The sequence below is a fragment of the Pseudomonas sp. BIGb0278 genome (assembly GCF_024809895.1).
Classification (GTDB): domain Bacteria; phylum Pseudomonadota; class Gammaproteobacteria; order Pseudomonadales; family Pseudomonadaceae; genus Aquipseudomonas; species Aquipseudomonas shirazensis.
In genome coordinates, this window is the sequence record NZ_JANUEL010000007.1 from 1 (window position 1) to 18289 (window position 18289).

The following is an 18289-nucleotide window of genomic DNA, read 5'->3' on the forward strand; positions in this document are numbered from 1 at the left end:
GGGTCTCCCCATGTGAGAGTAGGTCATCGTCAAGATTCATTTCGCAAAACCCCTATCTGCGCGAGCAGGTAGGGGTTTTGTCTTTTCCGCGATCCATAAGATCCAGAGCTGCTGCGCAGCCTAAAATTGTCGCTCCAGCTACCATTCCCGGCACTTTTTACCCCATCCACCGCTCATAACGAAGTGCCAGTATGCTTATGTCTCGCATCAGGGCGGCCACGCGTCTCCCACAATTCGAGCCAGAACACTAGAATAGAGCCCACGCTTCCACTCAGACGCCCATATGCCCAACCCTGCCGACCCCGAAGTGCTGGCCAATCTGCCGCTGGACGACCTCATCGCCTGCCATGAGTGTGACCTGCTGCTGCGCAAGCCGCCCCTGCAGCACAATGAGAAGGCGCTGTGCCCACGTTGCGGCTACGAGCTGTACGCTCACCGCCATAACGTGGTCAATCGCAGCCTGGCGCTGGTGCTGGCTGCGCTGCTGCTTTATATACCCGCCAACTTCTTGCCGATCATGCAGCTGCACCTGCTCGGGCAGATCTCCGACGATACCGTCTGGAGCGGTGTGCTTGGCTTGTACAACTCACAAATGCACCTGATCGCCGTGGTGGTGTTTCTCTGCAGCATGGCCATCCCCTTGCTCAAGCTGCTGTGTCAACTGGCAGTGCTGCTGAGCATCCGTCTGGACATCGGGCGCAGCTACGGCTTGCTGATCTACCGGGTGTATCACCACCTGCGCGAGTGGGGCATGCTCGAGGTGTACTTCATGGGCGTGCTGGTGGCCATGGTCAAGCTGCTCGACCTTGCCCAACTGAATATCGGTATTGGCCTAGTCTGCTTCATCAGCCTGCTGCTGGTGCAAGTCTGGTTGGAAGTGGTGATGTCGCCGCATCAGATCTGGGTGGCGTTGTCCGGGGAGGATCTGCATGCGGGCGATTGATGCCGGGATTCTGGTGTGCAATGAATGCCACGAGCTGAACCGTCAGGAAGGCGATGACGCCGGGCAGACCTGTATCCGCTGCGGTGCCATCGTCCACCCGCGACGGCCTAACAGCATCGTGCGCACCTGGGCACTGCTGATCACTGCGTTCATCCTGTATATCCCAGCGAACCTGTTGCCGATCATGACGGTAAGCTCGCTGGGCAAGGGCAGCCCCGACACGATCATGTCCGGGGTCATCACGCTGATGCACCACGGCATGTTGCCTATCGCAGCCGTGGTGTTCATTGCCAGTATCCTGGTGCCGACCTTCAAGTTGGTCGGCATCGGCCTGCTGCTGTACTCGGTGCAAAGACATCAGCCGCTGTCGGCCCGGCAGCGCATCTGGATGTACCGCTTTATCGAATTCATCGGGCGCTGGTCGATGCTCGACATCTTTGTCATTGCCATTTTGGTGGCGGTGGTCAATTTTGGCCGGATCGCCAGCGTCGAAGCTAATCTGGGCGCCATCGCTTTCGCCTGCGTGGTGATCCTGACGATGTTTGCTGCCTTAACTTTCGATCCCCGACTGATCTGGGATAACACGGAGTCGGATGACGACCATGAGTGACGTGCCTACGGCAAAAACCCGCCCTGCCTCGAACTGGTCGGCCATCTGGATCCTGCCCCTGATCGCGTTGATCATCGGCGGCTGGCTGGGCGTTCAGGCCTACCGTTCTGCCGGTGTGGAGATCCAGGTGCGTTTCAAGACTGGTGAAGGGATCGTCGCCAACAAGACCGAGGTGATCTACAAGGGTATGCCAGTCGGCAAGGTTACCGAACTAGAGCTGGATGCCACCGGCAGCAACACCGGGGTGATCGCCACCATCGAGATGAACAAGGCGGCAGACACCCAGCTGACCACCGGCACGCGCTTCTGGCTGGTCAAGCCGAGCGTTACCCTGGCGGGCATCTCCGGCCTGGAGACACTGGTATCGGGTAACTATATTGCCGTCGACCCGGGCAAAGGCGAGCCGACCAAAAGCTTCAAGGCGCTGGCCTCGGCGCCGCCGCTGTCTGACTCCGAGCCCGGCCTGCACCTGACCCTCAAGGCCGATCGACTGGGCTCGCTCAATCGCGACAGCCCGGTGTTCTACAAGCAGATCCAGGTCGGTCGGGTGAAGAGCTACAAGCTGTCCGAGGATCAGGGCACCGTTGAGGTCAAGGTGTTCATCCAGCCCGCCTACGCCAGCCTGGTGCGCAAACATACTCGCTTCTGGAATGCCAGCGGCATCAGCATCGATGCTGACCTGTCCGGGGTCAAGGTGCGCAGTGAGTCGCTCAGCAGCATCGTTGCCGGTGGTATTGCCTTTGCTACCCCTGAGCACCGCAAGGACAGTCCGCCGACTGATCCAAGCCTGCCATTCCGCCTCTATGAAGACTTTGACGCTGCCCAGGCGGGTATCCGCATCAAGGTCAAACTGACTGATTTTGAAGGCCTGCAGGCAGGGCGTACGCCAGTATTGTACAAAGGCATTCAGATCGGCTCGCTGAAGACCCTGAAGATCGAAGACGACCTGGCCAGTGCCTCAGCCGAACTGACCCTTGATCCTCTGGCCGAGGATTATCTGGTCGAGGGCACGCAATTCTGGGTGGTCAAGCCGTCCATTTCCCTGGCGGGCATCACTGGCCTGGAGGCGCTGGTGAAGGGCAACTACATTGCTATCCGTCCAGGTGACAAGGGCGCACGGCCGCAGCGCGAGTTCGAAGCACGGGCCAAGGCGCCGCCGCTCGATCTGAAGTCGCCAGGGCTGCATATGGTGCTGTTTGCCGACAGCCTCGGCTCGCTCGAGGTCGGCAGCCCGGTGATGTATCGCCAGGTCAAGGTCGGCAACGTGCAGAGCTATCAGTTTGCCCGCAACAGCAAACGCATCCTGATCGGTGTGCACATCGAGAAGGAGTACGCCAACCTGGTCAACGGCTCAACGCGCTTCTGGAATGCCAGTGGTATCACCCTGACCGGCGGCCTGTCCGGGATCAAGGTCAAGAGCGAGTCATTGCAGACCCTGATGGCGGGCGGCATTGCCTTCGATACGCCGAAGCCGGATGTGCCGCTCAAACGTCATATCCCGCGCTTCCGTCTGCATGAGAGCGAAGAGGCAGCCAATCGCGCCGGTACCCTGATCACCATCCGTGTCGAGCGCGCTGATGGCCTCAAGCCGGGCACGCCGATCCGCTTCCGCGGCCTGGAGGTGGGCAGTATCGAGAGTACCGACCTGACCGACGATCTGCAGGCGGTACTGCTGCGTGCACGCATCAACGAAGCTGCCGACCGCATCACCCGTGTCGGTACGCAGTTCTGGGTGGTCAAGCCAGCATTGGGGCTGGTCAAGACCGAGAACCTCGATACGCTGATCGGTGGGCAGTACATCGAGGTGCAGCCAGCTGCCAGGAGCCAAGGCTCACAGCGTGACTTCATCGCTCTGGCGGAGGCGCCAGAGGTGAAAGGTCAGGAGATCGGCTTGCCGATTACCCTGAGTGCTCCGCGACGTGGCTCGATCAAGCCGGGCGTGCCGGTCACCTACCGCGAGGTGGCGGTGGGCAAGGTCACTGGCTTTGAATTGGGGCAGAACGCTGATCGAGTGCTGATCCACATCCTCATCGAACCGCGCTATGCCGGGCTGGTGCGCGGTGGCAGCCGGTTCTGGAACAGCAGCGGCTTTGGCTTCGACTGGGGCTTGTTCAAGGGGGCAACGGTGCGTACCGAGTCGCTGGAAACGCTGATCGACGGCGGCATTGCCTTTGCCACGCCAGAGGGCGAGCAGATGGGTAACCCGGCACGACCGAAGCAGACCTTTGCCTTGTTCGACAAGCCTGATGACGTGTGGCTGCAGTGGGCGCCGAAGATCCAGCTGGGCAAGTAAGCAATATGGCTGCGCTGCAGATCTTGTAGCAGCGGCCTTGTGTCGCGAAAGGGGTGCGCAGCGCCCCCAGCAGTTCTGCGGCGTTGCCTAAATCGCGGGGCCGCTGCGCGCCCCTTTCGCGACACAAGGCCGCTCCTACAGGGGTTGCATCCAGGCGGGGATAAATCGCAGGCAATAAAAAACCGACCCTAGGGTCGGTTTTTAACAAGCGCGTCGCTTAGGCAGCTGCAGTTTCTTTCAGCGCCTTGATGTGGCCATTCAGACGGCCTTTATGGCGAGCAGCCTTGTTCTTGTGGATGATACCTTTGTCGGCCATACGGTCGAGGACAGGCACAGCCAGGGTGTAAGCGGCTTGCGCTTTTTCGGCGTCTTTTGCGTCAATGGCTTTAACTACATTCTTGATGTAGGTACGAACCATGGAACGCAGGCTGGCGTTGTGGCTGCGACGCTTCTCAGCCTGTTTTGCGCGTTTCTTGGCGGAAGGTGAGTTGGCCACCGTCGAGCTCCTTGAAAGACTTTAGGGAAATAGCAAACAAAATAGGCCGCGAATCATGCCGATGCGTACGACAGATGTCAAGGCCACCTGCAAGGTTCCGCCGAGTGGTGGGTCCGCGAGAGGGAAATATTCCTTTCTGCGCCGCGACCTGTAAACTCGGGAATTTTGGCTCCCCTGCGAAGGCGCGGGAGTATCGCACATCTTGGCGGCTTTAGTAGCGTCCTCCGTCCCCAGCGTGAAAATTTTTCGATGAACCTGCTCAAATCCCTGGCTGCAGTCAGCTCCATCACCATGATTTCACGGGTGCTGGGCTTTGTCCGCGACACCATCCTGGCGCGCGTATTCGGTGCCGGCGCGGCAACCGATGCGTTCTTCATCGCCTTCAAACTGCCCAACCTGCTGCGGCGTATCTTCGCTGAGGGCGCATTCTCGCAGGCCTTCGTGCCGATCCTGGCCGAGTACAAGACCCAACAGGGCGAAGAGGCGACGCGCACCTTTATTGCCTACGTCAGTGGCTTGTTGACTCTGGTACTGGCCGTTGTTACTGCGCTGGGCATCTTCGCCGCGCCGTGGATCGTGTGGGTCACGGCGCCGGGCTTTGCCGCCGACGCCGAGCGCTTCGCCCTGACCACCGACCTGCTGCGGGTGACCTTCCCTTATATATTGCTGATCTCGCTGTCATCGCTGGCAGGGGCGATCCTCAATACCTGGAACCGCTTTGCGGTACCGGCGTTCACCCCGACCCTGCTCAACGTGGCGATGATCGCCTTCGCCCTGCTGCTGACGCCGTACTTCGAGCAGCCGATCATGGCCCTGGCCTGGGGTGTGTTGGCGGGCGGCCTGGCGCAGTTGCTGTATCAGCTGCCGGCATTGAAGAAGATCGGCATGCTCGTGCTGCCGCGCCTGAACTTGCGCGACAGCGGTGTATGGCGGGTGCTCAAGCAGATGCTGCCGGCGATTCTCGGCGTGTCGGTCAGCCAGATCTCGCTGATCATCAACACCATCTTCGCTTCCTTTCTGGTGGCCGGATCGGTGTCGTGGATGTACTACGCCGACCGCCTGATGGAGCTGCCCTCAGGCGTGCTCGGGGTAGCGCTCGGCACTATCCTGTTGCCGACCCTGGCCAAGACCTACGCCAATCGCGACCGCCACGAGTACTCGCGGATTCTCGACTGGGGCCTGCGCCTGTGCTTCCTGCTGGTACTGCCGTGTACCCTGGCCCTGGCAATTCTGGCCGAGCCGTTGACCGTGTCGCTGTTCCAGTACGGCAAGTTCAGCGCATTCGACGCGGCCATGACCCAGCGCGCCTTGATCGCCTACTCGGTCGGCCTGCTGGCGATCATCCTGATCAAGGTGCTTGCGCCGGGCTTCTATGCCCAGCAGAACATCCGCACGCCGGTAAAGATCGCCATCTTCACCCTGATCTCGACCCAGCTGCTCAACCTGGTGCTGGTCGGCCCGCTGGCCCATGCCGGGCTGGCCCTGGCCATCAGCATCGGCGCCTGCCTCAACGCCGGCTTGCTGTACTGGCGCCTGCGCCGCCAGGACCTGTTCCAGCCGCAACCAGGCTGGGCGCGGTTCCTGCTCAAGCTGATCCTCGCGGTCAGCCTGATGTCGGCCGTGTTGCTGCTGGGCATGCATTACATGCCAGCCTGGGAAGAGGGCGGCATGCTCGAGCGCTTCCTGCGCCTGGGTGCCCTGATCGGTGCCGGCGTCGTGACCTATTTCGGTTGCCTGTTCGCCTGCGGCTTGCGTCCTCGGCAGTTTGCCCGCAATGCCTTGCATTAAGGTGCCAGGCGGCCAGGCGTCGGTTTTACACATTAGTCGCCACCCCAGGGCGCTGCTGCCTGTCACCAGCGCCCGGGTGTGGTTATAATCGACCACTTTATGAGCAAGAAGCGCGTTATGCAGCTGGTTCGAGGTCTTCACAACCTGCGCCCCGAGCACCGGGGGTGTGTCGCCACCATTGGCAACTTCGACGGGGTTCACCGTGGCCACCAGGCAATCCTGGCGCGCCTGCGCGACCGCGCCCGGGAGTTAGGCCTGCCCACCTGCGTGGTGATCTTCGAGCCACAGCCGCGCGAGTACTTTGCCCCCGAGACTGCGCCGGCACGCCTGGCGCGGCTGCGTGACAAAGTGCAGCTGCTGGCCGCCGAAGGCATCGACCTGGTCCTGTGCCTGGCCTTCAACCAGCGCCTGAGCCAGCTCAGCGCCGATGAATTCGTCAAGACGATCGTGGTCGATGGCCTCGGCGTGCGCCACCTGGAGGTCGGTGACGACTTCCGCTTTGGCTGCGACCGTGCCGGCGACTTTGATTTTCTGGTCGAGGCCGGCAAAAGGTACGGCTTTACCGTCGAGGCCGCCAACACGGTCGTGCAGGACGGCTTGAGGGTCAGCAGTACCAAGGTGCGTACCGCCCTGGCCAATGCTGACTTTGCCCTGGCCGCACACCTGCTGGGCCGCCCGTACACCATTACCGGGCGCGTCCTGCACGGCCAGAAGCTGGCTCGTCAGCTCGGCACGCCGACCGCCAACATCCAGCTCAAGCGCCGCCGCATCCCACTCAGCGGGGTCTACCTGACCAGCGCCGAGATCGACGGCAAGCGCTGGCCGGGTGTTGCCAATATCGGGGTACGACCCACCGTTGCTGGTGATGGTCGTCCTCACCTGGAGATTCATCTTCTTGATTTTGCCGGCGACCTGTATGGCCGGCGTCTGACGGTGGAGTTCCACCAAAAGCTGCGCGAAGAGCAGCGATTCGCCTCCTTGGAGGCGCTGAAGTCGGCGATCGACGCGGACATCGCCGCCGCACGTGCCCACTGGCACGCTCAACCGCTAACCAAGAGCCTGAAATGACCGACTACAAAGCCACGCTTAATCTTCCGGACACCGCCTTCCCGATGAAGGCCGGCCTGCCCCAGCGCGAACCGCAGATCCTGCAGCGCTGGGACAGCATTGGCCTGTACCAGAAGCTTCGCGAAATTGGCAAGGATCGTCCCAAGTTCGTCTTGCACGATGGCCCGCCCTACGCCAACGGCAAGATCCACATCGGTCATGCGCTGAACAAGATTCTCAAGGACATGATTGTCCGCTCCAAGACCCTCTCCGGTTTCGACGCGCCGTACGTCCCGGGTTGGGACTGCCACGGCCTGCCGATCGAGCACAAGGTCGAGGTCACCCATGGCAAGCACCTGAGCCCGGACCAGACCCGTGAGCTGTGCCGTGCCTATGCCGCCGAGCAGATCGAAGGGCAGAAGACCGAGTTCATCCGCCTGGGTGTGCTGGGTGACTGGGACAACCCCTACAAGACCATGAACTTCGCCAACGAAGCGGGCGAAATCCGCGCGCTGGCCGAAATCGTCAAGCAAGGCTTCGTGTTCAAGGGCCTCAAGCCTGTGAACTGGTGCTTCGACTGCGGCTCGGCCCTGGCTGAAGCCGAAGTCGAATACGCCGACAAGAAGTCCTCGACCATCGACGTCGCCTTCCCTATCGCCGACGCCGACAAGCTGGCCAGCGCCTTTGGCCTGGCCGCGCTGGCCAAGCCTGCCGCCATCGTCATCTGGACCACTACGCCGTGGACCATTCCCGCCAACCAGGCGCTGAACGTCCACCCGGAGTTCACCTACGCCCTGGTCGACACCGGCGAGCGTCTGCTGGTACTGGCCGAAGAGCTGGTCGAAGCCTGCCTCAAGCGCTGGGACCTGCAAGGCTCGGTCATCGCCACCGCGCCAGGTTCGGCGCTGGAACTGATCAACTTCCGTCACCCGTTCTACGAGCGTATGTCGCCTGTCTACCTGGCTGAATACGTCGAGCTGGGCGCCGGTACCGGTGTTGTCCACTCGGCACCTGCCTACGGCGAAGACGACTTCGTGACCTGCAAGCGCTATGGCATGGTCAACGACGAAATCCTCACCCCGGTGCAGAGCAACGGCGTCTACGTGCCATCGCTCGAGCTGTTTGGCGGCCAGTTCATCTGGAAGGCCAATCCAGCCATCGTCGACAAGCTGCAGGAAGTCGGTGCGCTGCTGCACACCGAAACCATCAGCCACAGCTACATGCACTGCTGGCGCCACAAGAGCCCGCTGATCTACCGCGCCACCGCGCAGTGGTTCATCGGTATGGACCGCGAACCGGCCAGCGGCGACACCCTGCGTGAGCGTGCGCTCAAAGCCATCGAAGAAACCAAGTTCGTGCCGGCCTGGGGCCAGGCGCGCCTGCACTCGATGATCGCCAACCGCCCTGACTGGTGCATCTCGCGTCAGCGCAACTGGGGTGTGCCGATTCCGTTCTTCCTCGACAAGCAGAGCGGCGAGCTGCACCCGCGTACAGTCGAGCTGATGGAAGAGGTCGCCAAGCGCGTTGAACAAGAGGGCATCGAAGCCTGGTTCAAGCTCGACGCCGCCGAACTGCTCGGTGACGAAGCCGGCCAGTACGACAAGATCACCGACACCCTCGATGTCTGGTTCGACTCCGGTACTACCCACTGGCACGTACTGCGTGGCTCGCATGACATCGGTCACGCCACCGGCCCGCGCGCCGACCTGTACCTGGAAGGCTCCGACCAGCACCGCGGCTGGTTCCACTCGTCGCTGCTGACCGGCTGCGCGATCGACAACCATGCGCCTTACCGCGAGCTGCTCACCCACGGCTTCACCGTCGATGAGAACGGCCGCAAGATGTCCAAGTCGCTGGGTAACACCATCGAGCCGCAGAAGGTCAACGACACCCTCGGCGCCGACATCATGCGCCTGTGGGTTTCGGCCACCGACTATTCCGGTGAAATGGCCGTCTCCGACCAGATCCTCCAGCGTAGCGCCGACGCCTACCGGCGAATCCGCAATACCGCGCGCTTCCTGCTGTCGAACCTGTCCGGCTTCGATCCGGCCCGCGACCTGCTGCCGGCCGAAGACATGCTCGCTCTGGACCGCTGGGCCGTCGACCGCGCGCTGCTGCTGCAACGCGAGCTGGAAGAGCACTACAGCGAGTACCGGTTCTGGAACGTCTACTCCAAGGTGCACAACTTCTGTGTGCAGGAGCTGGGCGGGTTCTACCTCGACATCATCAAGGACCGCCAGTACACCACCGGCGCCAACAGTGTTGCCCGGCGTTCGTGCCAGACCGCGCTGTACCACATCAGCGAAGCGCTGGTGCGCTGGATCGCGCCGATCCTGGCGTTCACCGCCGACGAGCTGTGGCAGTACCTGCCAGGCGAGCGCAACGAGTCGGTGATGCTCAACACCTGGTACCAAGGCCTGACCGAACTGCCAGAAGGCTTCGAGCTGGACCGCGCCTATTGGGAGCGGGTCATGGCGGTCAAGGCAGCGGTCAACAAGGAACTGGAAAACCAGCGTGCGGCCAAGGCCATCGGTGGCAACCTGCAAGCCGAAGTGACCCTGTTTGCCGAAGAAAGCCTGAGCGCCGACCTGGCCAAGCTTGGCGACGAACTGCGCTTCGTACTGATCACCTCGGCTGCGAGCGTGGTGCCGTTCGTGCAGGCGCCGGCCGATGCCGTGGCCACCGAAGTCGAAGGCCTCAAGCTGAAAGTGGTCAAGTCCGGTCACGCCAAGTGTGGCCGTTGCTGGCACTTCCGCGCCGATGTCGGTGCCAATCCCGAGCATCCGGAAATCTGCGCACGCTGCGTCGACAACCTGAGCGGTGCGGGCGAGGTGCGTCACTATGCCTAATCCTGCAGTGGGGCGCTTCGGGCGCCTCGCCTGGCTGTGGTTGAGCCTGCTGATCGTGGTGGTCGACCAGGTGACCAAGCTGTACTTCAACAGCAACCTGAGCATGTACCAGCAGATCGTAGTCATCCCTGACTACTTCAGCTGGACCCTGGCCTACAACACCGGCGCTGCGTTCAGCTTCCTGGCCGACGGCGCCGGCTGGCAGCGCTGGCTGTTTGCCCTGATCGCGATCGTGGTCAGCGCGGTGCTGGTAGTCTGGCTCAAACGCCTTGGCCGTAACGAAACCTGGCTGGCAGTTGCCTTGGCGCTGGTACTCGGCGGCGCGCTGGGCAACCTGTACGACCGTGTCGTGCTCGGGCATGTGGTCGATTTCATCCTGGTCCACTGGAAGAATACGCATTACTTCCCGGCATTCAACGTTGCCGACAGTGCCATTACCGTTGGCGCGATCATGCTGGCGCTGGATATGTTCAAGAGCAAGAAGTCCGAGGAGCCTGCGCATGACTGAGACCCGTATCGGCCAGAACAGCGAAGTCACTCTGCACTTCGCCCTGCACCTGGAAAACGGCGACACCGTCGACAGCACCTTCGACAAGGCTCCGGCCGTGTTCAAGGTTGGCGATGGCAACCTGCTGCCGGGTTTTGAAGCCGCGTTGTTCGGCTTCAAGGCCGGCGACAAGCGCACCGTCAGCGTGCCTCCGGAAAACGCCTTCGGCCAGCCGAACCCGCAGAACGTGCAGATCATGCCGCGTTCGCAGTTCGCTGACATGGAGCTGTCCGAAGGGTTGCTGGTGATCTTCAATGATGCAGCCAACGCCGAGCTGCCTGGAGTGGTCAAAGCCTTTGACGAGCACCAGGTGACGATCGACTTCAACCACCCATTGGCTGGCAAGACCCTGAGCTTCGAGGTGGAGATCCTCGCGGTGAAGGCCTTGTAAGCCTGGAGCCGAGCATGCAAATCAAACTCGCCAACCCTCGCGGCTTTTGTGCGGGGGTCGACCGGGCGATCGAGATCGTCAACCGTGCCCTGGAAGTGTTCGGCCCGCCGATCTACGTGCGTCACGAAGTGGTGCACAACAAGTTCGTGGTCGAAGACCTGCGCAACCGTGGCGCGATCTTCGTTGAAGAACTCGACCAGGTGCCGGACGACGTCATCGTCATCTTCAGCGCCCACGGCGTCTCCCAGGCTGTCCGCCAGGAGGCCGCAGGCCGTGGCCTGAAGGTGTTCGATGCCACCTGCCCGCTGGTGACCAAGGTCCACATCGAGGTGGCCAAGTACAGCCGCGATGGCCGTGAGTGCATCCTGATCGGCCACGCCGGCCACCCGGAAGTCGAAGGCACCATGGGTCAGTACGACGCCAGCAACGGTGGCTCCATCTATCTCGTCGAAGACGAGAAAGATGTGGCCAGTCTGCAGGTGCGCGACCCTGATCACCTGGCCTTCGTTACCCAGACCACCTTGTCGATGGACGACACCAGCCGGGTTATCGACGCTCTGCGCGCGCGCTTCCCCAACATCGGCGGGCCGCGCAAGGACGACATCTGCTATGCCACCCAAAATCGCCAGGACGCGGTCAAGCAGCTGGCTGACGAGTGCGATGTGGTGCTGGTGGTCGGCAGCCCGAACAGCTCCAACTCCAACCGCCTGCGCGAGCTGGCCGAGCGTATGGGCACTCCGGCGTACCTGATCGACGGCGCCGAGGACCTGCAGCAAAGCTGGTTCGACGGCATTGGCCGGGTGGGTGTCACTGCCGGTGCTTCGGCACCTGAAGTGCTGGTGCGCGGCGTGCTTGAGCAGCTCACGGCCTGGGGCGCAACCGGTGCCGAAGAGCTCGACGGGCGCCCGGAGAACGTGACCTTCTCGATGCCCAAGGAACTGCGGGTGCGCTCGCTGCTCTGAGCCAGCCCTCAGGGGCCTGCGCACAATGGCTCAACGGCCATGTCGGTGCGCAGGCGCACCCTGCCGCTGGGCGCCAGGACGATCTGGCGTGGTTGCCCGCCTTCTGCGTGTGGGCATATCTGCAAACTCCCGCCGTGAAACCCGCCGCTACCGCGCAACGGCACGCCCTGTGCGCTGAAGCGCACACCTTCAGCCAAGTTGCCAACGATCCGTACCCGCTGCGGTAAACGTTGCTCAGCCAGTAACAGCCCGCTATCCGCGTCCACCACGCGCCAACCCACTCCCCAGCCTGCCTCCAATGGCTCGACCCGCACGGCCTGCTGCTGCAACAAGGCCTGGCTACGTGCCGAGCGAAAGGCCTGGAGCAGCTGTTGCGCCGCTGCCGCCCGTTGTAAGTCCTGGCTGAGCGCGGTGTAGGACGGCGTCGCCAGCTGCGCCAGAACCGCGACCAACGCGAGCGCCAACATCATTTGTATCAGTGTTGCCCCGTGTTGCCACACCGTGCATTCCTCCCTGGAAGTGCTTCGCTGTAGCTTCAGGCACGGCGGACATGAGGTCCAGTCGGCCACTTGGCTGGCACATTGCGGGAAATTTCCCAAGGAGCGCATGGATGCGCAAAGGACAGCAGGGCATCACGCTGCTCGAGGTCGTGCTGGGCATGCTGGTGCTGGCGCTTGGCCTGTTTGCGGCAGCGGCTTTACAGGTCAAGGCATTGCAGGCTACCGCCAGCGCTCGGCAGCACAGCCAGGCGACCTATCTCGCCAAGAGCCTGCTGGAGCAGGCGAGGGCGGGCGGGTCAGTGGAGGATTCAGGACAATGGCAGGCGCAGGTAAGGCTGGCCCTTGGCGCGCAGGCCGAGGGCTGGGTGCGAAGTTCAGGGTCATCGCTGAAGGTCATCGTCGACTGGCCCGATGAGCGTGACCCGGAGCATCAGGGCGTAAGCCTGCAGGGCTGGCCATGAACGGCAGTCAGGCGGGTTTCAGCCTGCTCGAAGGGCTGCTCGCGCTGGCCTTGGGCTTGATGCTGCTGGCCGCAGCGAGCCAGGTGTTTGTCGCTACGGTGCAAGCCTGGCGCTTGCAGGGCGCGCTGGCGCAGCAGCAAGAGGATGCCCGCCTGGCGCTGCAACGGATCGCCCAGGATATCCGCATGACCGGTGTGTTCGGCTGTTTGCGCTTGCACGCCAGCGACTTCGACTCACCCAACGCAGCGGCCGCCTTTGCCAGGCCTGTGCAAATCAGCCAGGGTGGCGCACAACTGAGTCTGTTGGTGGGGCAGTTGCCCGGCAGCGGTAGCCGGCCCGACTGGACGGTGTTGAGTGATTGCCGCAGTTGGGCTCAGGTCCGGGCCGACGCCCACGAGGGTGACGAGCAGACCCTGGCCTTGCCGGTCAGCCGCATCACCTACGAGCTGCGCGATGGCAGCCTGCGGGTAGTGCGCCGAGGCTCGCCGCAGGCTTTGATCGACAATGTGCGCAGCCTGCACGCTAACTTGGTAACGAACGCGCAGGGCCAGCGGGTCGACCTGCAACTAAGCCTGTTCGACCAGCGGCACGATCTCGAACAGCAGTACGCCATCAGCGTAGCTCTACGCAATCGGCTGCCAGAACAATGAAGCACCAACGCGGCATGGTGCTGCTGACCGCTCTCATATTGAGCCTGCTGCTCGGTCTGCTCGCCGCCGCCGCCCTGCGCGAAGCAGTGCTGCAGACACGCATGGCCGGGCTTTTGCTGGCCAGCAGCCAAGCGCTGGAGCAGGCCGAGGCAGTCTTGCTGGAGGGCGCAGCGCGGCTCGCGGTGGCGCCGCCCAACGAGTGCCAGCTCTGCTCGCCGCCAGCCGACTCCCATGACGTGAACGGCGCTGGTGGCGACTGGCAGGCAGCCGGGCAGGGCTGGTTCAACCTGCAGAACCTTGGCCAAAGCGACCGGCCCGCGCACCTGCCCGTGGGCACCCAGGCCACCCTCTACCGAGTGACCGCAGTCAGTCAGCAAACCCGCGTGCGGCATGTGCTCGAAGCCGTATACGCGCAGCCCGCCGACCCGTCGCAGGCACTGCAAAGAATCCTCTGGCGGCAAAGAGTGCAGGAGCAATGATATGCAGCAAGGCCTGAGCCTGATCGAGTTGTTGATTGTCGTCGCCGTCAGCGGCATTCTGGCAGCCATTGCCTACCCCGCTTACAACGAACAATTGCGCCGCGCCGCCCGCAGCGAAGTGGTCGGCCTGCTGCACGACGCTGCGTTGCGTCTGGAGCGCCACCATGCGCGCAGCGGCCAATACAGCGACACTGACCAGCATCAATTGAGCTTGCCCGCCGACAGCCGCTATTACCGCCTGCAGTTGCAACGCGATGACGCCAGCTTCCGCCTGCAGGCGCAGCGCTTGCCGACCGGTTTGATGGCGCAGGACCAGTGCGCTGACTATCAGCTCGATCAGACGGGTGTGCGCAGCAACCCGGGCAGCCAGGACGCTGCGGGTTGCTGGAGCGGTTGACGGGGTAGCTCGGTTTTTTCAGGTATTGGATCGACAGATGAACAAGCAAGTAGTGGTTGTCGGCGGTGGCGTGATCGGCCTGCTGACTGCGCTCAACCTGGCAGCAAAGGTCGAGCGGGTGGTGGTGTGTGATCAAGGCGAAGTCGGCCGCGAGTCGTCGTGGGCCGGTGGCGGCATCGTCTCGCCGCTGTATCCGTGGCGCTACAGCCCGGCAGTCACGGCGTTGGCGCATTGGTCACAGGCGTTTTATCCACAGCTGGGCGAGCGCCTGTTCGCCAGCACCGGCGTCGACCCCGAGGTGCACGTCACCGGCCTGTACTGGCTGGACCTTGAGGACGAAGCCGAGGCGCTGGCGTGGGCGGTGCGTGAGCAGCGGCCGTTGACTGCTGTGGATATCTCGGCGGCATATGACGCCGTGCCGGGCCTCGGCGCCGGCTTCACGCGGGCGATCTACATGGCTGGAGTGGCCAATGTGCGCAATCCACGGCTGGTTAAGTCGTTGAAAGCAGCGCTGGCGGCTCTGCCCAATGTCACTCTGCGCGAGCACTGCCAGATCACCGGCTTTGCCCAGCAAGACGGGCGTATCAGCGGTGTGCACACGGCCGATGGGCTGCTCGAAGCCGATGACGTGGTACTCAGCGCGGGCGCCTGGAGTGGTGACCTGTTGGCCACGCTGGGCCTGACCTTGCCGGTCGAACCGGTCAAGGGCCAGATGATCCTCTACAAGTGCGCCGAAGACTTTTTGCCGAGCATGGTTCTGGCCAAGGGCCGCTACGCGATCCCGCGGCGCGACGGGCATATCCTGATCGGCAGTACGCTGGAGCATGCCGGCTACGACAAGACCCCGACCGGGCAGGCACTGGAGAGTCTCAAGGCCTCCGCCGTTGAGCTGTTGCCCGGGCTTGCTGACGCCACGCCGGTGGCGCACTGGGCCGGTCTGCGTCCAGGCTCACCCGAGGGTGTGCCGTATATCGGCCCGGTGCCGGGGCATGCCGGGCTGTGGCTGAACTGCGGGCATTACCGCAACGGCCTGGTGCTGGCGCCGGCTTCGTGCCAGCTCTTTGTAGATTTGCTGACGGGCGTTGAGCCGATCATTGATCCCACCCCATATGCCCCGGCCGGGCGGCTGGCTTGAGATTTTGGGGCTGCAAAGCAGCCCCCGGCGCCCCTCAGCCGATAACCGGTGCCTGCAGATGGCGAGTCGGGTAATGCTGCTCGTACGCCTTGCACACCCGCAGCACCTGCTCATCGGCGAAGCGCCCGGCCACCACCTGCAGTCCCACCGGCAGCCCTTCGCGCGTGAAGCCACACGGCACCGAGGCTGCCGGTTGTTGGGTCAGGTTGAACGGGTAGCTGAACGGCGTCCACTCCATCCACTGCTCCAATCCCGACCCTGGCGGCACGTTGTGCCCGGCGGCAAACGCCACCAGCGGCATCATTGGCGACACCAGCACGTCGTAGCGCTGATGGAAGGCGTTCATCCGCGCCACCAGCTCAGCCCGTGCTTCCAGCGCTGCGGTGTACTGCTCGAGACTGATGGCCGCGCCTTGCTCGGCAATCCAGCGCAGGCCCGGATCGAGCAGCTCGCGCTGGGCTGACGTCAACTGGCTGGCCAGCCGCGCCGCGCCGGCGAACCACAGGGTATTGAAGGTTGCCAGCGGGTCGGCAAAACCTGGGTCGACTTCTTCGACCTGCGCCCCTAATCGCGCCAGGCGCTGCACTGCCTGAGCGGTCAGAGCCTGAATCTGCGGGTCGACGCTGACGTAACCGAAGTCGGCGCTGTAGCCGATGCGCAGCCCGCTCAAGTCCTGCTCTGCGGCCAGCCAGGGTCGCTGGCGCGGTGCTCCGGCGAGACCGTCGCGCGGATCGGGGCGAGCCACACAGTCGAGCATCAGCACAGCATCGTCGACCGTGCGCGTCATCGGCCCCAGGTGCGAGAGGATGGTCATGGCACTGGCCGGCCACTGCGGCACATAACCAAAGGTCGGTTTGATGCCGAAGGTGCCAGTGAACGCGCAGGGGATGCGGATCGAGCCGCCGGCATCGCTGCCCTGGTGCAACACGCCGAGATTGAGCGCCGCTGCCGCCGCCGCACCGCCCGATGAGCCGCCGGCAGTCAGGCGCGTATCCCACGGGTTGCGCGTGATGCCATACAGCGGGTTGTCGGTGACGCCCTTCCAGCCGAACTCAGGCGTGGTGGTCTTGCCCAGCAGCACTGCGCCGGCTTCGCGCATGAACCCGCTGAACGGTGCGTCGACGTCCCACGGCCCAGCTGCCGAAGACGTCAGCGAGCCCTTGCGGGTGGGCATGCCACGGGTCAGGGTCAGGTCCTTGATCGAGGTCGGCAGCCCATCCAGGCGGCCACAGGGCTCGCCGCGCTGCCAGCGCTGCTCGCTGGCGCGGGCGGCGGCGCGGGCGCCTTCGGCATCGACATGGCAGTAGGCGTTGACGGCCGGGTTGTGCTGGTCGATGCGGGTCAGCACGTCATCGATCACCTCGAGCGGAGACAGCTTGCGCCGTTGATACAGGTCGAGCAGCTCGACGGCGGTGAACTCGCCTATAGCGGTTTTGCCGGTCATCTCAATGGGCTCCCTGATTGGCGGCCTGGACCATTGCCCGCAGCAGTACATCACAGCCATCGGCCAGGTCCTGCGGCGCGGCGTTTTCGATTTCGTTGTGGCTGATGCCGCCTTCGCACGGCACGAAGATCATCCCCGCCGGGCCCAGCTCGGCGACGAAGATCGCATCGTGGCCAGCGCCGCTGACGATATCCAGATGGCTCAGGCCCAGCGCGACTGCGCCCTGGCGCACAGCGTCGACACACTGCTCGGCAAAATACAGCGGCGGGAAGTCAGCGGTTGGCGTCAGCTCGAAGCTCAGGCCATGCTTGGCCGTGGTGGCTTCGATCACCGCGCGCACCTCGGCGACCATCGCATCGAGCTGCTGCGGGTCGAGGTGACGCAGGTCGATGGTCATGTGCACCTGGCCGGGGATCACGTTGCGCGAGCCTGGATGCAGGCTCAGGCAGCCGACCGTGCCGCAGGCATGCGGTTGATGGGCATGGGCGATGCGGTTGACCGCGCTGACTACATCGGCGGCGCCGACCAGTGCATCCTTGCGCAGGTGCATCGGCGTAGGCCCGGCGTGGGCTTCGACGCCGGTCAACACCAGGTCGAACCACTTCTGCCCGAGGCAACCCTGCACCACGCCAATGGTGGTGCGCTGGTCTTCCAGCACCGGGCCTTGTTCGATATGCGCCTCGAAGTAGGCGCCGACCGCATGGCCGGTGGGCACACGCGGGCCGGCGTAGCCGATGCGCGTAAGCTCGGCGCCTACTGACAGGCCTTGTTCGTCGCGCTTGGCAAGGGTCTCGTCGAGGTCGAACTTGCCGGCAAATACCCCGGAACCCATCATGCATGGCGGGAAGCGCGAGCCTTCTTCGTTGGTCCACACCACCACTTCCAGCGGTGCTTCGGTTTGCAGGCCGAGGTTGTTTAGGGTGCGGATCACCTCCAGCCCGGCCATCACCCCGTAGCAACCGTCGAACTTGCCGCCGGTGGGCTGGGTGTCGATATGGCTGCCGGTCATCACTGGCGCCAGGTCCGGGTTGCGCCCCGGACGGCGGGCGAAGATATTGCCGATGGCATCGACACTGACGCTGCAGCCCGCCTCGGTGCACCATTGCACGAACAGGTCGCGCGCCTGGCGGTCGAGGTCGGTCAGGGCCAGCCGGCACACGCCGCCCTTGGCGGTGGCACCGAGGCGGGCGAGGTCCATCAGCGACTGCCAGAGGCGCTCGCGGCTGATCAAGGCGCCCTGGCCGAGTGTTGCCTGCGCTGGATCGATAGGGTTTTGGCTGTTCATGGTCGGTCTCCT

The 18289-nt window shown here is 63.5% G+C and carries 18 protein-coding genes; 14 read left to right on the forward strand and 4 right to left on the reverse strand.

The genetic code is table 11. The features are described from left to right. Positions 1 to 283: 283 nt before the first annotated feature. Genes M2396_RS20400 through M2396_RS20410 form a run of 3 tightly spaced genes read left to right on the forward strand, consistent with a single transcriptional unit; the run spans position 284 to position 3846 of the window. Positions 284 to 943 carry a paraquat-inducible protein A gene (locus M2396_RS20400; RefSeq protein ID WP_259077561.1) on the forward strand — a complete coding sequence of 220 codons (660 nt, stop codon included), beginning with the start codon at positions 284 to 286 and terminating at the stop codon, positions 941 to 943. Beyond that, positions 930 to 1553 (forward strand): paraquat-inducible protein A, encoded by a 624-nt coding sequence (locus M2396_RS20405; protein ID WP_101316184.1) that lies wholly within the window; start codon positions 930 to 932, stop codon positions 1551 to 1553. Before M2396_RS20400 ends, M2396_RS20405 begins: the two co-directional genes overlap by 14 nt. After that, on the forward strand, positions 1546 to 3846 hold the full coding sequence (locus M2396_RS20410; protein ID WP_188035278.1) for a PqiB family protein: 2301 nt from the start codon (positions 1546 to 1548) through the stop codon (positions 3844 to 3846). Before M2396_RS20405 ends, M2396_RS20410 begins: the two co-directional genes overlap by 8 nt. 217 nt (positions 3847 to 4063) lie before the next feature. Here M2396_RS20410 and rpsT read toward each other — a convergent pair whose 3' ends face one another. Further along, on the reverse strand, positions 4064 to 4342 hold the full coding sequence (rpsT, locus tag M2396_RS20415) for a 30S ribosomal protein S20 (protein WP_101316189.1): 279 nt from the start codon (positions 4340 to 4342) through the stop codon (positions 4064 to 4066). Between the two features lie 249 nt (positions 4343 to 4591). Between rpsT and murJ the strand changes: the two genes are divergently transcribed. The 6 genes from murJ (at position 4592) to ispH (ending at position 11926) form a co-directional block, all read left to right on the forward strand. Continuing rightward, entirely contained in the window at positions 4592 to 6130 is a 1539-nt protein-coding gene (gene murJ / locus M2396_RS20420) for a murein biosynthesis integral membrane protein MurJ (protein WP_101316193.1), read from the forward strand. A gap of 117 nt (positions 6131 to 6247) precedes the next feature. Next, a complete protein-coding gene (gene ribF / locus M2396_RS20425) occupies positions 6248 to 7198 on the forward strand; it encodes a bifunctional riboflavin kinase/FAD synthetase (RefSeq protein WP_220633027.1) in 951 nt (316 codons plus the stop codon). Continuing rightward, entirely contained in the window at positions 7195 to 10026 is a 2832-nt protein-coding gene (ileS, locus tag M2396_RS20430) for an isoleucine--tRNA ligase (RefSeq protein ID WP_150569967.1), read from the forward strand. Before ribF ends, ileS begins: the two co-directional genes overlap by 4 nt. Next, complete coding sequence (lspA, locus tag M2396_RS20435; RefSeq protein ID WP_101316200.1) at positions 10019 to 10534, forward strand: signal peptidase II; 516 nt, start codon at positions 10019 to 10021, stop codon at positions 10532 to 10534. Before ileS ends, lspA begins: the two co-directional genes overlap by 8 nt. Beyond that, positions 10527 to 10964, forward strand: a complete 438-nt coding sequence (fkpB, locus tag M2396_RS20440) for an FKBP-type peptidyl-prolyl cis-trans isomerase (RefSeq protein ID WP_103435954.1) — start codon at positions 10527 to 10529, stop codon at positions 10962 to 10964. Before lspA ends, fkpB begins: the two co-directional genes overlap by 8 nt. 14 nt (positions 10965 to 10978) lie before the next feature. Next, entirely contained in the window at positions 10979 to 11926 is a 948-nt protein-coding gene (gene ispH / locus M2396_RS20445; protein WP_259077564.1) for a 4-hydroxy-3-methylbut-2-enyl diphosphate reductase, read from the forward strand. A gap of 8 nt (positions 11927 to 11934) precedes the next feature. Here ispH and M2396_RS20450 read toward each other — a convergent pair whose 3' ends face one another. Then, positions 11935 to 12393, reverse strand: coding sequence for a GspH/FimT family protein (locus M2396_RS20450; RefSeq protein WP_259077567.1), 459 nt, complete (start codon positions 12391 to 12393; stop codon positions 11935 to 11937). Positions 12394 to 12536: 143 nt separating this feature from the next. On the opposite strand from M2396_RS20450, the gene pilV reads away from it, so the two are divergent. Genes pilV through thiO form a run of 5 tightly spaced genes read left to right on the forward strand, consistent with a single transcriptional unit; the run spans position 12537 to position 15548 of the window. Then, on the forward strand, positions 12537 to 12887 hold the full coding sequence (gene pilV, locus M2396_RS20455) for a type IV pilus modification protein PilV (RefSeq protein WP_259077569.1): 351 nt from the start codon (positions 12537 to 12539) through the stop codon (positions 12885 to 12887). Next, complete coding sequence (locus tag M2396_RS20460; protein ID WP_259077572.1) at positions 12884 to 13537, forward strand: PilW family protein; 654 nt, start codon at positions 12884 to 12886, stop codon at positions 13535 to 13537. The genes pilV and M2396_RS20460 overlap by 4 nt, the downstream gene beginning before the upstream one ends. Then, complete coding sequence (locus M2396_RS20465; protein WP_259077574.1) at positions 13534 to 14016, forward strand: hypothetical protein; 483 nt, start codon at positions 13534 to 13536, stop codon at positions 14014 to 14016. Before M2396_RS20460 ends, M2396_RS20465 begins: the two co-directional genes overlap by 4 nt. Before the next feature lies 1 nt (position 14017). Continuing rightward, the gene (locus M2396_RS20470; protein WP_259077586.1) at positions 14018 to 14413 is read left to right on the forward strand and encodes a type IV pilin protein; all 396 of its coding nucleotides are present in this window, start codon (positions 14018 to 14020) and stop codon (positions 14411 to 14413) included. A gap of 37 nt (positions 14414 to 14450) precedes the next feature. Next, positions 14451 to 15548 carry a glycine oxidase ThiO gene (gene thiO, locus M2396_RS20475; RefSeq protein WP_259077589.1) on the forward strand — a complete coding sequence of 366 codons (1098 nt, stop codon included), beginning with the start codon at positions 14451 to 14453 and terminating at the stop codon, positions 15546 to 15548. 34 nt (positions 15549 to 15582) lie between these two features. Here thiO and M2396_RS20480 read toward each other — a convergent pair whose 3' ends face one another. Together M2396_RS20480 and M2396_RS20485 are read right to left on the reverse strand one after the other, a co-directional pair. After that, positions 15583 to 16992: an amidase gene (locus M2396_RS20480; protein WP_259077592.1), complete on the reverse strand. Its 1410-nt coding sequence runs from the start codon at positions 16990 to 16992 to the stop codon at positions 15583 to 15585. A 1-nt stretch (position 16993) separates the two neighbouring features. Then, positions 16994 to 18277, reverse strand: a complete 1284-nt coding sequence (locus tag M2396_RS20485) for a Zn-dependent hydrolase (protein ID WP_259077594.1) — start codon at positions 18275 to 18277, stop codon at positions 16994 to 16996. Between the last annotated feature and the right edge of the window lie 12 nt (positions 18278 to 18289).